This is a genomic window from Hymenobacter fodinae (assembly GCF_004745825.1).
GTDB classification, from domain to species: Bacteria; Bacteroidota; Bacteroidia; order Cytophagales; family Hymenobacteraceae; genus Hymenobacter; species Hymenobacter fodinae.
Map to the genome: position 1 here is coordinate 264,687 of NZ_SRLA01000004.1, position 14,792 is coordinate 279,478.

General features: G+C 55.9%; 11 protein-coding genes. 6 read left to right on the plus strand and 5 right to left on the minus strand.

The annotated features are described in order from the left end of the window. Positions 1-158 precede the first annotated feature (158 nt). The 3 genes from polA to EU556_RS18925 all read left to right on the plus strand — a co-directional run bounded on the left by polA (position 159) and on the right by EU556_RS18925 (position 4,733). Complete coding sequence (polA, locus tag EU556_RS18915; RefSeq protein WP_135435704.1) at positions 159-3,047, plus strand: DNA polymerase I; 2,889 nt, start codon at positions 159-161, stop codon at positions 3,045-3,047. 177 nt (positions 3,048-3,224) lie between these two features. Next, positions 3,225-3,650, plus strand: a complete 426-nt coding sequence (locus EU556_RS18920; RefSeq protein ID WP_245327797.1) for a DoxX family protein — start codon at positions 3,225-3,227, stop codon at positions 3,648-3,650. Between the two features lie 66 nt (positions 3,651-3,716). Beyond that, a complete protein-coding gene (locus tag EU556_RS18925) occupies positions 3,717-4,733 on the plus strand; it encodes a YpdA family putative bacillithiol disulfide reductase (RefSeq protein WP_135435705.1) in 1,017 nt (338 codons plus the stop codon). Between the two features lie 84 nt (positions 4,734-4,817). On the opposite strand, the gene EU556_RS18930 is transcribed toward EU556_RS18925, so the two are convergent. The 3 genes from EU556_RS18930 to EU556_RS18940 all read right to left on the minus strand — a co-directional run bounded on the left by EU556_RS18930 (position 4,818) and on the right by EU556_RS18940 (position 8,561). Beyond that, positions 4,818-6,170 carry an SGNH/GDSL hydrolase family protein gene (locus EU556_RS18930; RefSeq protein WP_135435706.1) on the minus strand — a complete coding sequence of 451 codons (1,353 nt, stop codon included), beginning with the start codon at positions 6,168-6,170 and terminating at the stop codon, positions 4,818-4,820. 21 nt (positions 6,171-6,191) lie between these two features. After that, the gene (locus EU556_RS18935) at positions 6,192-7,439 is read right to left on the minus strand and encodes an OmpP1/FadL family transporter (RefSeq protein WP_135435707.1); all 1,248 of its coding nucleotides are present in this window, start codon (positions 7,437-7,439) and stop codon (positions 6,192-6,194) included. A gap of 285 nt (positions 7,440-7,724) precedes the next feature. Then, positions 7,725-8,561 carry a cyanophycinase gene (locus EU556_RS18940; protein WP_135435708.1) on the minus strand — a complete coding sequence of 279 codons (837 nt, stop codon included), beginning with the start codon at positions 8,559-8,561 and terminating at the stop codon, positions 7,725-7,727. A 304-nt stretch (positions 8,562-8,865) separates the two neighbouring features. On the opposite strand from EU556_RS18940, the gene mgtE reads away from it, so the two are divergent. Further along, positions 8,866-10,251, plus strand: coding sequence for a magnesium transporter (mgtE, locus tag EU556_RS18945; RefSeq protein ID WP_135435709.1), 1,386 nt, complete (start codon positions 8,866-8,868; stop codon positions 10,249-10,251). Positions 10,252-10,326: 75 nt separating this feature from the next. Beyond that, the gene (locus EU556_RS18950; protein ID WP_135435710.1) at positions 10,327-11,016 is read left to right on the plus strand and encodes a hypothetical protein; all 690 of its coding nucleotides are present in this window, start codon (positions 10,327-10,329) and stop codon (positions 11,014-11,016) included. 559 nt (positions 11,017-11,575) lie between these two features. Here EU556_RS18950 and arfB read toward each other — a convergent pair. Continuing rightward, a complete protein-coding gene (gene arfB, locus EU556_RS18955) occupies positions 11,576-11,983 on the minus strand; it encodes an alternative ribosome rescue aminoacyl-tRNA hydrolase ArfB (protein WP_135435711.1) in 408 nt (135 codons plus the stop codon). A 47-nt stretch (positions 11,984-12,030) separates the two neighbouring features. Next, on the minus strand, positions 12,031-12,474 hold the full coding sequence (locus EU556_RS18960; protein ID WP_135435712.1) for a hypothetical protein: 444 nt from the start codon (positions 12,472-12,474) through the stop codon (positions 12,031-12,033). A 208-nt stretch (positions 12,475-12,682) separates the two neighbouring features. On the opposite strand from EU556_RS18960, the gene EU556_RS18965 reads away from it, so the two are divergent. Continuing rightward, positions 12,683-14,740: a M13 family metallopeptidase gene (locus EU556_RS18965; protein ID WP_135435713.1), complete on the plus strand. Its 2,058-nt coding sequence runs from the start codon at positions 12,683-12,685 to the stop codon at positions 14,738-14,740. The last annotated feature ends 52 nt before the right edge of the window (positions 14,741-14,792 follow it).

Here is a 14,792-nt window from a genome sequence, read left to right on the forward strand (position 1 = left end):
TGAGAGTTCTTGCTAGGCCAGTCTGTTGCTGAGTTATCGTTACCAAACCGTAAATAAATCGTACCACTACAGTCCTAACGCTTTATATAGGTGTTAAAGGGTAGCGTTGCCGCTTTCCTTCCGCTCCGGCGGCCTGTTTCATTCCGTACCTTCGCTCCATGACCGATACTGCTTCTGCCGCCCGCCCCCATAAGCTTTTCCTCCTCGACGCCTTCGCCCTGATTTACCGCGCCCACTTTGCGTTCAGCAAGAACCCGCGCGTGAATTCTAAGGGCCTTAACACCGGCGCCATCCTTGGCTTTACCAATACGCTGGTGGAGGTGCTGCAGAAGGAAAAGCCTACTCACATTGGCGTGGCCTTCGATGCCCAGAAAAAGACCTTTCGCCACGAGCAGTTTGCCGATTACAAGGCCCAGCGCCAGGCCATGCCCGAGGACATAGGCCTAGCCATTCCCTACATCAAGAAAATCATTCAGGCCTTCAACATTCCCATTCTGATGGTGGATGGCTTTGAGGCCGATGATGTAATTGGCACCTTGGCTCAGCGGGCCGAGGCCCAAGGCTTTGGCGAGGTGTTTATGATGACGCCCGACAAAGATTACTGCCAGCTGGTGACCGACTGCATCAAGATCTACCGGCCGGCTTTCATGGGCAATGCCGCCGAGGTTCTCGACGTGCCGCACGTGCTGCAGCGCTTTGAAGTAGAGCGTGTGGAGCAGGTGATTGATATTCTAGGCCTGCAGGGCGACGCCTCCGATAACATTCCGGGCATTCCGGGCATCGGGGAGAAAACAGCTAAGAAGTTGGTGCAGGAGTTCGGCTCAGTGGAAAACCTGATTGCCAACGTGGATAAGCTTAAGGGCAAGCTGCAGGAAAACGTACGCACCTACGCCGAGCAGGGTCTCCTGAGCAAGGAGTTAGCCACCATCCACCTCACGGTTCCCATTGAATTCCACGAGGAGAACCTGCGCCTCGAAGACCCCAACACCGAGCAGCTTCGCCAGTTATTTGAGGAGCTTGAGTTTCGGCAGCTGGCTGCCCGCGTGCTGGGTGGCGGTAGTCCAGCTGGAGTGAGTGCAGCGCCTAACCCGCGGGCGGGTTCGCGCCGCCCTAAAGTGGCTGAGGGCCAGGGCAGCTTGTTCGGCAGCTCTTCTGATGCAGCCGTAGCCATTGGCGCCGAAGAGGGCGAAACCGGCTCTTTTGGCGCCCCGACGGGTCCGCGCCTTACCCTGGCTGACGTGCCCCACCAGTATCACTTGGTTGATACACCCGAGCTCCGGAAGTCGTTGCTCAAGTTCCTGCTCCAACAAACGGAAGTAAGTTTTGACACAGAAACGACTGGCCTAGACACCATGACGGCTCGCCTTGTAGGCCTATCGTTCTGCTGGCTGCCCGGCGAGGCCTACTACGTGCCCGTACCCCACGACGACCAGGAGGCCGCCCAGGCCTTGGTAGACGAGTTTTGTCCCTTCTTCGAGGCGAAAGATATTCTCAAAATTGGGCAGAATATCAAATACGATCTTACCATTCTGAAGCACTACAAGGTGCAAGTGCACGGACCGCTCTTTGATACGATGCTGGCCCACTATCTGCTAGAGCCCGATATGCGCCACAACATGGACGTGCTAGCCGAAACGTATCTGCACTACACGCCGGTGTCCATTATCTCGCTCATCGGGCCAAAGGGCAAGAACCAGAAAACCATGGCCGACCTGCCGCCGGCCGAAGTATCGGACTACGCCTGCGAGGACGCCGACGTCACGCTGCAGCTCAAGCATGTGTTTGAGCCCATGCTGAAGGAAGTAGGCCTGCTCGACTTGCTCAATGACGTAGAAAACCCACTAGTACCGGTGCTGGCCGACATTGAGTACGAGGGCGTAAAGATTGACAGCAGCGCCATGGGCGAGTACTCAGCCGAACTACAAGGGTACATTCAGGAAATCGAGCAGCAGATTTTCTCGGCCGCCGGTGAAGAGTTTAACATCGGCTCTCCGAAGCAATTGGGCGAAGTACTCTTTGACCGCCTAGGCCTAGGCGGCGGCAAAATCAAGAAAACCAAGACCGGCCAGTACGCCACCGGTGAGGAAGTGCTCAGCACCCTGGCCGCCGATAACCCCATCGCCGGCCTGATTCTGGAGCACCGCCAGCTCACCAAGCTGCGCTCAACCTACGTGGAGGCCCTGCCCCAGCTGGTGTGCGAGCTGGATGGCCGCGTACACACCTCGTTCAACCAAGCCGTAACCGCCACGGGCCGCCTCTCTAGCACCAACCCCAACCTCCAGAACATTCCTATTCGGACGGAAAAGGGCCGCGAAATCCGGAAGGCCTTCGTGCCCCGCGACGACCAGCACGTATTGTTAGCCGCCGACTACTCACAGGTGGAGCTGCGCATCATGGCCGACTTCTCGGGGGATAAAACTATGATCGAAGCCTTCCGCCAGGGCCTCGACATTCACACCAGCACCGCCAGTAAGGTGTTCCACGTGCCCTTGGACCAAGTTGACGGTGAGATGCGCCGGAAGGCTAAAACGGTGAACTTCGGTATCATCTACGGTATCTCGGCATTTGGCTTGGCCCAACGCATTGGTATCAGCCGCAAAGAAGCCACCGACATCATCGACACCTATTTTCAGGAATTTGCCTCGGTGAAGCAGTTCATGGATGACAGCATCAACAAAGCGCGGGAGCTAGAATACGCCACTACCCTACTGGGTCGCCGCCGTTACCTCCGCGACATTAACTCCCGCAACGCCACGCTGCGTGGCTACACCGAGCGCAACGCCATCAACGCCCCCATCCAGGGAACCGCCGCCGACATTATCAAGAAGGCCATGATCAACATTCATGAGTGGCTGCTGCAGGAAAAGCTCGGCACGCGTATGATCTTGCAGGTACACGACGAATTGGTGTTTGATGCCGTGAAGGAAGAAGTAGAGCACATCACGCCCAAAATCAAAGAGCTAATGACCCAAGCCCTGCTCCTGCCCCACGGTGTACCGCTGGAAGTAGAAGTGGGTACCGGCAGCAATTGGCTGCAGGCGCACTAGGCCTAAGGCGATTTTTAGGCTTGTCATTCCGACGTAGGAGGCACCTCTGTAATCCGTTTCAACGGGTTTACCCGGGCGGGTGCTTCCTGCATTAGAATGGTAAACGCTTTTATCTGTAGGTAAGGTATCCGACCAATCTAGCAGGCCGTATAGCCCAGTATCGGCATCTTTTAGCCGATGGAAACTGCGATGCAAGAAAAAACGCACACAACAACCCTGCAAAATGTAGCCCGCGGAGTGCTAGGCTCCTTCATGGTATTAGCTGGTACAGGGCATCTCACCTTCTCCCGCCAAGAATTTCAAGCGCAAGTTCCAGATTTTGTACCTCTGGATAAAGATACCACTGTTCTGGCCTCAGGAGTGGTTGAGATAGGCTTAGGCTTGGCCTTACTCACATTGAAAGGCAAAAACCGCGTACGAATGGGCATAGGCCTAGCAGCATTTTACGCGGCCGTATTTCCAGGAAACATCCATCAGTACACCCATCATATTTCTGCTTTCGGTCTAGATACCGACACCAAACGGCTCGGACGCTTGTTCTTTCAGCCCGTACTCATGGCCTGGGCTCTGTGGTCGACGGGGGCGCTGCAGAAGCGCAAGTAAACGGGAGCTAGCGGTCTGGGCCATTGGGTCGGTAAACTCTCAGGCACCGAACTGGTATTACAGGATATGACAATAGAATCTTCCTTCGACGTCGTGGTGATTGGGGCCGGCCCCGTAGGCCTAGCCTGTGCCATTGAGGTGCAGCGGCGCGGCTTTTCGGTGGTGGCCGTAGATAAAGGCGCCTTGGTGAACTCCATCATCGGCTACCCCACCAACATGGAATTCTTCTCGACGCCGGAACTCCTGGAGATTGGCGGGCACCCCTTCCCTACTAGCCACTACAAACCCCTGCGCGAAGACGGCCTTGACTACTACCGCCGCGTGGCCTTCGCCGAGAATATTCCGCTACGCCTCTATGAGCGGGTTATGGGCTTGGAGGGTGGCCTAGGCCAGTATGAAGTTGTGACGGAAAAGGGTCGCATCAAGTGCCGCTACGTCATCATTGCCACCGGTTTCTACGATGTTCCTAACTACCTGAACGTGCCGGGTGAGGATTTACCCCATGTGAACCACTACTACAAAGAGCCGTATGCCCACACCGGTCAGCAAGTGGTAATTGTCGGGGCCAAGAACTCTTCCGCTAAAGCGGCGCTGCAACTGTTGCGCGCCGGTGCCGATGTAACCATGGTTATTCGCGGCGCGGAAATCAGCCAGTCGGTGAAGTACTGGATCCGGCCCGATCTGGTAAACCGTATCAAGGAAGGCCGCATCAAGGCGCTGTTTAACACTAGCATTCAGCACATCACTCCGGAGGCCGTGGAAGTGCAGACGCCTACTGGCCTAGAGACGCTGCCGGCCGCCTACGTGTATGCCCTCACTGGCTACCACCCCGACTTCCGTTTTCTGGCCGACCTGGGCATCACCTGTCAAACCGACGCCGCCCAAACCCCCACCCACGACGCCGAAACCCTGGAAACTAACCGCCCCGGCGTATACCTTGCCGGCACTGTATGCGGTGGCCTCAATACCAGCCGCTGGTTTATTGAAAATGGCCGTTATCACGCCCAAGTAATTGCCGCTCGCCTGGCTGGGGAGAAAGCCCCTGAACTGCCAGAAGTGCTGCAGCCCGTGCAACTCTCTTAAACTAGTCTGCTTGGATACCGTTAAATAAAAAAAGCCTCCGCTGTTAATAGCGGAGGCTTTTTGTTTGGCCTAGGCCAGTATTACTTACTGCGGAAATTTCACACCACGGTAGTCATTAGGATTGATTTGCGGAATGCTCGCGCCGTATTGGATATTAATGGCTCGAATCATCTCGTTCGCAACTACTGCATAGCCACGAGGAGTTGGGTGTACACCATCGAGCGAGAACAGGTTACCGGCAATGAAGCTCGCTGTGTTATTCACACCGTTGGTTACAAAACCAGAAGCAGCTACACGTGAGAAGAAAGAGTTAGCATCAAATACTGCCAGACCTTTCTCGTTGGCTTTGTTGACGATAGCTGTATTAAAAGCCGTAGTAGCTGTACGAACCGAGGTTTGCTCAGTAGCATCCAGCACAAACTGGTTAGGAACGGGGTTAGACTGAAGCGCACTCAGACCTGCACCCACTGGGAACGGGTTGCCTGTAGTGGTAGTACCAATAACAGCAGACGAGGGCAGTGTCAACAGGTCGTTGTCGGTAGCCAAACGTACTACCTGAGCACCAGCCGTGCCGGTCGTCTGAATGTACACATCCAGGGCTGGGTTAGCCGCTTTGAAGCGCGCCCGGATATCAGCCACGCGCACGGTGGTGAAAAAAGGGACGTTTGTTACGTCAGGAATAGTCGCTACAATCCCTTTGGCACCATTAGCCGTCAGAGCGTTGATGATGCGGTTGTTCTTGAGCGTGAACGTATCCGTACGGGTAATGGCACCTCCTACACCACCAGTTGTAGCATAGCCTAGCACATCGTTGTTGCCTAGCCAGTTAGAGAAGAAGGTGGCCGTAGCCGCTTCCGCTTTCACCCGCTGGAAGTAAGACTGGCTATTGCCAAGCGGGGTAATACGCTCAAAGAATGGATTGAACGTAGCCGCGGTTGGGGCACCCGTCTGGCCGGCTAGGTTGCCAAAGTTTGCCGTATGAATGTCCGCCAGTCGAATACCAGGTACACCCAAGTTATCTACTCGGCCATCGTATTTAGTGTAGGGGGCCGACCCTGGAGCACCAGCTATGCGGCCAGCGTTACCCGCTACGTTGGCCGTAATTGGCGAACCAGTGGCGCTGAAGCCTGTCAAACGGAGGTAGCCAGAGCCATTGCTCTGCGCTTCTGTGAACAGAGGCTGATTAAACTCACCACCGCCAGCTGTGCGAAACTGGTTGGCCAGAATGCTTGGATACGAGTTTTGCTGACCCTCTAGGTACAGGCCATTATCAGAGAAACCTGCTGTTAGGGAGTTACCTACTGCAATGTAGCGGGTGAAGTCTGCTGTACCGCGGCTGGCTTCGAAGTCTTTCTCCAGGTCAGGCTGGCAAGCTGTGAGGCCAAGCCCGAGTAGCGTTACGAAGGGCGTAACTTTACGAAATAGAAACGTATTCATGAGGTAAGAAGGAAGTCGCGGTTAGAAAGCGTAGTTCAGGCCGATGCCCGGAATCACAATGTTGGTTTTGTAGGTTCCCGCAATACGGTCCGTGGTACCATTATTAACCAACTGCTGCTGCGTTTCAGTACGCTTCTGAATGCTCACGTACTGCGCCGACAAATCAACGCCGAACTTACCGAAGCTATAAGAAGCCCCGATAGTGCCGCTGAAACGGTCGTTATCGGGAGTTTCGGGAGTTACATACCCATCTCGCACTGGGGTCTCGTCATATGCGCCACCAGCCCGAACCGTTAGGCCATCCGTCAGCTTATACTGACCGCCCACCCGAATCGTCAATGCGTCTTTGTAGTTACGCTTCGACTCGCTGAACGTCTGCCCATTGATTTGCTTGTCGAAGTCAAAACGCAGCGTCTCGTACTTGCTCCACTGGGCGAAGTTGCCATCAATACCAATGGTCAGCTTATCAGTAGGCATAATACCTACCCCAATGCTGGTAGTAGCAATCAGAGGCAGAGTAGCACCAAATTTGGTAGCCTCAAAACGGGTAGCAAACGAAGCTGGAATACCAGTGAACGTTACATCACCATCTTTCACTTGTGCATCGATCTTCGAGCGGTAGTTAATACCAAACGACACTTTATCAGAAGGCTTAAAGAAGATACCCGCATTGAAGCCTAGCTTGGTTTCGGCCTTGCCGTCAAGCTCAATATGCCCGTACGAATCCGGCAAAGGCACGTCGCGCTGCAAGTTAACGGCACCGTAGGCAAGTACTACTAAGCCTGCACCTACGCTGATTTGATCAGTAATAGCGTAGCTTACAGTAGGCTGCACAAAAATCGACTTCAAGTCAATGTCAGTCAGAGCAGTGCGGCCTTCCCATCCTTCAGCATACTGCAGTTTGCTACCAAATGGCGTATACACGGCAATACCTGCGCGAAACTTGCCTTCAGCAGGGCCAAAGCCTGCATACAGGTTGAAGGGCGTCACCACGCTGTTGCGCAGTTCGCGCTGCTGATTACCGCCTTGAGCTACGAAAGCGCTTCGGGCCAGAGTGGCGTTTACGCCTACTTGCACACCTCGGTCCTTCACCATGGCCAGTGCGCCGGGGTTGTAGAACATGGCTGCCTGGTCGAGGGAGAGACCCACACCTACACCGCCCATGCCGTTATTTTTCTGTCCGGCCAGCGTAACCTGGTAGCCACCCGCCGAGGCCGCCGTACCCGTAAGTAGCGCACCACCCACGAGGAGTAGAGATTTTAGAGTCATAAAAAGGAAATGAGTGAGAATTTTGGGGTTGCAGCACTAAATGTAGGTAGAAAAAACATTCTACTATTAGGCAAGCCGAGTAAGTATTTATGCCGGCACGCAACTTCCAGAAATGTGACACTTCATGACCTGTTTTTTGCAGCAAGACCGTGCCGCACTAGCTAAACTGGTTGCTGCCGCGCAGCTTGCCAGCTCACATTTTCTTGAACGCCTTAAAGTTTACTACAGGCTAAGCAGTTACACTTCGCTGCCCAGTGCTGCAAAACTACCCTGGGCAGTGTAAACCTACTCCTCACGCGGGCCTTCGGCCGAGACTTCGGCCAGCACCTGGCGGGTTTTTAGGTTGAGGCGCTGCCCTGCCACCAGCAGATTTACTCGCAAATTTTGCACGCTGATAGGTTCTCCGCGACCAATCCGGCCTAGGTTATTCCCTTCTTGGTGGCACCCGTCAATCATGACTACTACTCCATCACCGAATATCTCTACCTCCTGCCCACCACGGATAATGATACCGGTTTCTTCCGACAGGCCTAGTCCCAGACACATGGAATGCGCAATGAGGGCGTGCGCCAGTCGGCCAAACCTGCCGCGCTCAATAAAGTGCTGATCAATAAGCAGGCGCGGCAACAGGCCTAGACCTGCCTTGGTCTGGATGCCGCCCTTGCGCACGGCCCGCCAGCCGTAGCCTTCCACCAACATTGTGTCGGGGAGGGCGGCGGCTCCGGCGCTGGTGCCAGCCACGATGAATGTAGCCTCTTGCCGGTACCGCTCCCGCAACACTTGCAGAAACTCGGTGTTGTGCAGAAAATCCGTGATGCGCTCCTGGTCGCCGCCACTGAAAAACACCAGCCCCGCACGGCGTAGGCGGCGCAGAGTGGCGGCGGCATCGGCGCGGTAGTGCTCGTTAATGGGCAAGTGCCGGGCATTGCGGCAGCCTAAATCGCGCAGGGCTTTCTCGTACGCGCCGGCCGTGCGCGACGCATCTCGCGAGGCCACCGTGATAATTTCAACCGGGGTATCAAGAGACGGTAACAGGTCGCAGAGCAGCGCTAGCATGGCGTCATCATCGCCGCCTCCAAGAGCAACGAGCGTACCAAGCGGCAAAACAGACGAGTGAGGCATAGGACTAACGCGGCATGAGCGGGCGCCAAAAGTACGCGCCCAACCGACTCCTCAACTGCCTTGGGCAAGGGAAGGTTACGCTCCGCTAGGCCACTCTTGGTAATCGAACTACCCCCGGCCGCTCATGTGTTGCGTCAGGGAGAGTCCGAAGCTCAGCCGTTGTCGTACATCTGGCGGGGCTTCGGCGCCGGATTTATTCTGCTCTGTATTCACTGAATCCGACCCGGAAAAACTACTTTTGCGCGCCGGTTCGGCACTTGTCACCAATTCCCTCTGCCTAGCGAGACACACCCCTCTTTTTTACATGAATCAGCACCCGACTCTCGAACACATTACGTCCCTGATTCAGGAGGGCGAGTTTTTCAAGCTCAAAGAACTCCTTAAGAATTTTGAACCGGCGGAGCTGGTTGAGCTGATTGAGGAAGAGGAAGAACGGGAGCAGCTAATTATTTTCCGGTTGCTGCCACTGAGCTTGGCTACCCAGGTATTTGAGTACCTGGACCTGGACATCCAGAAGCATTTTCTTGCCAACCTTTCGCAGGATAAAATCACGGGCATTCTGAATGAGATGTCGCCCGATGACCGGACAGCACTACTGGAATTCCTACCCGATGATTTCGTAAAGGAGTTAATTCAGACGCTCTCAGAACCAGAGCGACGCGTGACGCTGGAACTGTTGGGCTACCCCGAGTACTCGGTGGGCCGCCTGATGACGCCCGACTACATTGCCATCCGGGAGAACTGGACCGTACAGCAGGTACTCGACTACATCCGCCGCCACGGGGGTCAGTCGGAAACACTGAGCGTGCTCTACGTGACCGATGAGCGGGGTGTGCTGATTGACGACATTCGGATTCGGGAGTTTCTGCTGGCCGATCCGCAGAAGCGGGTTCGAGAGCTCATGGACAGCCGCTACGTGTTTCTGAAGGCCATGCAGGACCAGGAAGAAGCTATTGAGGTGTTCCGCCGCAACGACCGGGTGGCGCTGCCGGTAGTGAATGATGAGGGCGTGCTGTTCGGCATCGTAACCATCGACGATATTCTCGACATCCGGGAAGAAGAAGACACCGAAGACATCCAGAAGCTGGGTGGTTCGGAGGCGCTGGATGAGCCCTACCTCGATACGCCCATTTGGAAAATGGTGAAAAAGCGGGCCGGCTGGCTCGTAATCTTGCTCATTGGCGAGATGCTCACTACTTCGGCCATGCACCACTTCGAGGATGATCTGCAGAAAGCCGCCGTGCTAGGCCTATTTATTCCGCTGATTATTTCGGCGGGCGGTAATGCGGGCTCCCAGGCCACTTCGCTTATCATCCGGGCCATGAGCTTGGGCGAGTTTACCCTCAGCGACTGGTGGATGGTAATGCGCCGCGAAATCCTGTCGGGGCTGGCCTTGGGCAGTATTTTGGGCGTGGTGGGTGCGTTGCGCATTGTCTTGTGGGCCAATTACATCGACCCCGGCTACTTCGGGGAGTATTGGCAGCTAATTGCCGTGACGGTAGGCTTCTCTTTGCTGGGCATTGTGCTGTGGGGGGCACTATCGGGGGCTATGCTGCCCATGCTGCTGCGAAAGCTAGGTTTAGACCCGGCTACTTCGTCGGCACCGTTTGTGGCCACGCTAGTTGACGTTACCGGTCTTATTATTTACTTCTCGGTAGCCACCTTTGTATTGCGAGGCACGCTACTGTAGCTTCTGTAGGACTGAGAGCCAATGCTGAACGGGGGTTTCTGCGCAGTGAAATGGGCCGTAAGACTACTAGGCCCCTTGAGCGGCTTGGGGCTGCTGGCTGGCTGCGCCGCCGTAGGCCACCTCGATGCGCTACCGGAAGGCCGCTATAGCACCGTGCAAACCAACGATGCTACCTTGCGTGGCGCCTGGCCTAATGGCCGGCCCCTGTATGCCCGGCAGTCGGCCGATACGCTCTACCTGCTTCCCGACAGCACTGCCAAAGTACGTTCTTCTTGGACTCCGCTCCCCACTTATTACCGTCTTCGCCCCGGTCGCCACGTGGTACTGGCCGCTCGTCGCCTCGACGTTGATGTGTTCACGATACCCTTCAAGGTGCGCCCACCTCGCGCTGGTGTACCGGTACAGCTAAACACCAATTTTAACGCGGCTTTGTACTTAGGGCGCCGCCTCGATTTTTACCACCTCACCAGCCACCAACTGCTGGGTGGCCGCCGTCAGCCCATCATCCGGACTACGGGCTTGGGCTACGGCATCTTCACTGGCCTAGGCTCCTCCCAAATTACGCCCGACTTCACCCGACAGCACGCTACTACCGATTACGAAGGCTTTGTGCTGCACGCGGGAGTAGCTACCATTTACGACGCCCACATCTTCAACCTAGGCTTGGCCGTGGGCGCCGATCAGTTACTAGGCCCCGATGGGCGGCACTGGATATATCAGCGCAAGCCCTGGTTTGGGGTGTTGTTCGGACTAGACTTGAATTAAAGTGAACTGCAAGGCCTTTTTCTGCTGAACATGTAAGGCATTCCAACGGTCACTATGCTGACTGCTGGAGCAATAAGCTACGGCTGTAGTAAAGCCGTTATTCTGTCCTATGGGCCTTGCGCCAGCGTCGGAAGCCTAGCCAAGCTGGCAGCAAAGCCAGTAGCATAGGGCCAAGCCAGAGCAGAAAATGATAGCTTTCAGCCACTGATAATGCCATTCGTTGAGATATAGGCCATCCGGCAACCAGCATTCCGGCTAATAACACGCTTATTATGCCATACGCGGCCGCAACCCACCAGTGCAGCGCAGCCAATAGAGGACCCGACGTTAAGTCGGCTAGCTTCACTAGGCCGTAACGCACTAGTAAAGGCGCCCCTAGCCAAATAGCACAAGCCATTGCTATAGCTATTGCCGAAACAACATAGAAAAGGCCCATAAGAAGCCAGAACAGGGCAAAGGCGAGCCCAATACCAAACCCGGGGACTATAAATCCTACGACAATACAAGCTACCAGCAGAACCAGTAGCATATTCCGAATAGCACGAAGCAAAGGATTTGCTTAAAAATCTACCCGGCCACGGTTGGCTTTTTTATCGCCGTGTTTTTTCTTGGACTCTAAGCGCTGGCGCACGGCGCCTTGGCTGGGCTTGGTGGCCTTGCGGGCTTTGGGCTTGTGCAGGGCTTTGCGCAGCGTATCGTAGAACTTCTGGAGGGCTATTTCCTTGTTGCGCAGTTGGCTACGGTCCTCTTGAGCGGCAATCAGCAACTCACCCTCAGTAGTTAGTTTGGAAGCCAGCTTTTGTAAGAGCGTCTGCTTCTGCTCGTCTGTGAGCAGCTGAGAACTGGGGATGCTGAATCGTAGCTCTACCCGAGATTCTACTTTGTTTACGTTTTGGCCACCGGGGCCACTGCTACGGCTGGTCTGGAACTGCAGTTCCGGCAGTAAGGCATCGGCGGGAGGTAACATGAGGTAATGGGCTGATGGGTGGTTGAGAGCTAAGCGGCTAGGCCAGTTTAGGCAGTAAAATTGAGCATTTTCCAGAGTAAGTGGCCTAGCAGGCCCGTGCGTATTGTCCAGGCCAGAGTCCGGACCCAGTTGGTGCGCACTAGGCCGTCGATGGCCACGTAGTCGTAGCCGTGGGCAAGGCGGTTGTGGAAGGGTACGGAAATAAAGAACGTAGCGGCCCAAATCAGCACTACCAGGCCCAGGGCCCACCACACCTCCTGGCCTAGCACCCGGCCCTGCCAGGCCAGCCACCCGGCTAAGCCCAGTTCCAACACCATCGGGGCCATTACTACCCAGCTAATGCGGCTAGAATGCTGCTGATGAAACGTGGGAAAGGTTTCGCGGGCGGCTTGCGCAAAGCTGGGGTAGTGCACCAGCTGCACCGTCCAGATAACACCGGTAAGATAAGTAGCCAGGGCAAAATTGAGCAGGAGCAGAAGCTTGAGCGACATAAGGATAAACTGGGTGTCATCTTGACCGCAGGGCGGACTCTGGGTGAAGCCGATACATGGTAACGCAGATGCCGCCGGGCGGTCGGAATCAGAGTTCTAACCTGGCCTAGGCCCACGCAGCCCCGGCCCGACCCTCGGCGTCCATAGGCCTACGCGAAACGGTGGCTTCGTGCTACATTCGCCCTACACATTTAGTCCTGTTCCTTTTATGCCTTTCCCCCCTTCTCTGCGGCCCTGGCTGCTCGCAGCGCCCATGCTCAGCCTGGTGTTTACGGCTTGCCAACCAGGCGGCAAATCTGGCGCGGGCCAGCCCGACCTGCTCCAAGCGAACCTCGACACCACCGTGCGCCCCGGCGACGACTTTTTCACCTACGCCAACGGCGGCTGGCTGAAAACGCACCCCATTCCGGCTTCCGAAAGCTCGTGGGGCATTGGCAAGGAAGTACAGAACGAAGTGTATGCTCGACTGCGCGCGCTGAACGAGGAAGCCGCCAAAGCCAATGCCAAGGAAGGCTCCAACCAGCAGAAGATAGGCGACTTCTGGACTTCCGGCCTCGATTCCGTAACCATCGACAAGCAAGGCATTGCGCCGCTGAAACCGGAGCTTGACCGCATTGCGGCCATCAAGTCGGTGGCCGATGTGCAGGCCGTGATTGCGCACCACAAGATGCTGGGCGTGAATTCTCTCATTGGCGGCTATGTGAACCAAGATGCCAAGAAGAGCGACCAAATGGCCCTGCACCTGTACCAGGCAGGCCTAGGCCTACCTAACCGCGACTATTACTTCAACAAAGACACCCGCACCAGCAACATCCGCCGAGAGTACGTCCGCCACGTAGCGCGCATGCTGCAGCTACTCGGCCAAGACTCCGTAACGGCGCAGCGCCACAGCACCCAGATCTTGCAGTTGGAAACGGCGCTGGCTGGCTCTTCGCGCAAGCTGGAGGCCCTACGCGACCCGTACGCCAACTATAATAAAATTGCCGTTTCGGGGCTTGATAAGCTCACGCCTGGCCTCAACTGGAAGCAGTGGTTGGCTCAGATGGAGCTCTCCAAGGCAGATACCGTGATTGTAGGCCAGCCAGAATTCCTTCAGAAGGCAGGGCAGCTGCTGAAAACTATGCCGCTGGAACAGTGGCAGGCGTACTTGCAGTGGCACCTTGTAAATACCTTCGCCGGCCAGCTCAGCCGCCCAATCGACGATGAGCACTTCCGCTTCTATGGCACCATTCTGCAAGGCCAGAAGGAGCAGCGCCCCCGTTGGAAGCGCGTGCTGGATGAGGAAGAAGGCGGCATGGGCGAAATCCTAGGCCAGCTGTTCGTGAAGGAATACTTCACTCCCGAAACCAAAGAGCGCTACGCCGAACTGACTAAAAACGTAGTAGCAGCCTTCCGCGACCATATTCAGGCCCTGGACTGGATGAGCGACTCCACCAAGCAAAAAGCCCTGGTGAAGCTAGCTAAGATTACGCCTAAAGTGGGCTACCCTGACAAGTGGCGCGACTACTCTTCCCTGAAGATTACCCGCGACTCTTACCTGGCCAACGTCATGCGGGCTAATGAGTGGCAGTACCGCTACAACATCAATAAGCTGGGTAAGCCCGTTGACCGCACCGAGTGGCAAATGACGCCCCAGACGTATAACGCCTATTACAACCCCAGCAACAACGAGATTGTGCTGCCGGCCGCCATCTTCTCGGTACCTGGCCTAGCCGACAAAGACGCCGACGACGCCATCATTTACGGCTATGCTGGTGCCAGCACCATCGGCCACGAGCTGACCCACGGCTTCGACGACGAAGGCAGCCAGTTTGATGAGAACGGCAACTTGCGCAACTGGTGGAGTAAGAAAGACCGCGCCGCCTTCCAGAAGCGCGTAAACGGCATTGTGCGTCAGTTCAACGGCTACACCGTGCTTGACTCGCTGCACATCAACGGCAAAGCCACCGCCGGCGAGAACATTGCCGACTTGGGCGGCATCGTCATTGCTTTCGATGCGTTTAAGAAGACGGATCAGTACAAGAAGGGCGAGAAGATTGGTGGCCTCACGCCTACGCAGCGCTACTTCCTGGGCTACGCGCTGGGCTGGCAGAACCACCAGCGCGATGAGGTACTGGCCCAGCGCATCCTCACCGACGTGCACTCCCCGGCACAGTATCGCGTAAATGGTCCCTTCGCCGACGTGCCCGCCTTCTATGAGGCCTTCAACGTGCAGCCTGGCCAGAAGCTCTACCTGTCCGACTCGGCGCGTGTGAAGATCTGGTAAGTAGTAAAGTCCATGCCAGCAAAAAGCCTTCTTGCCTTACGCAGGAAGGCTT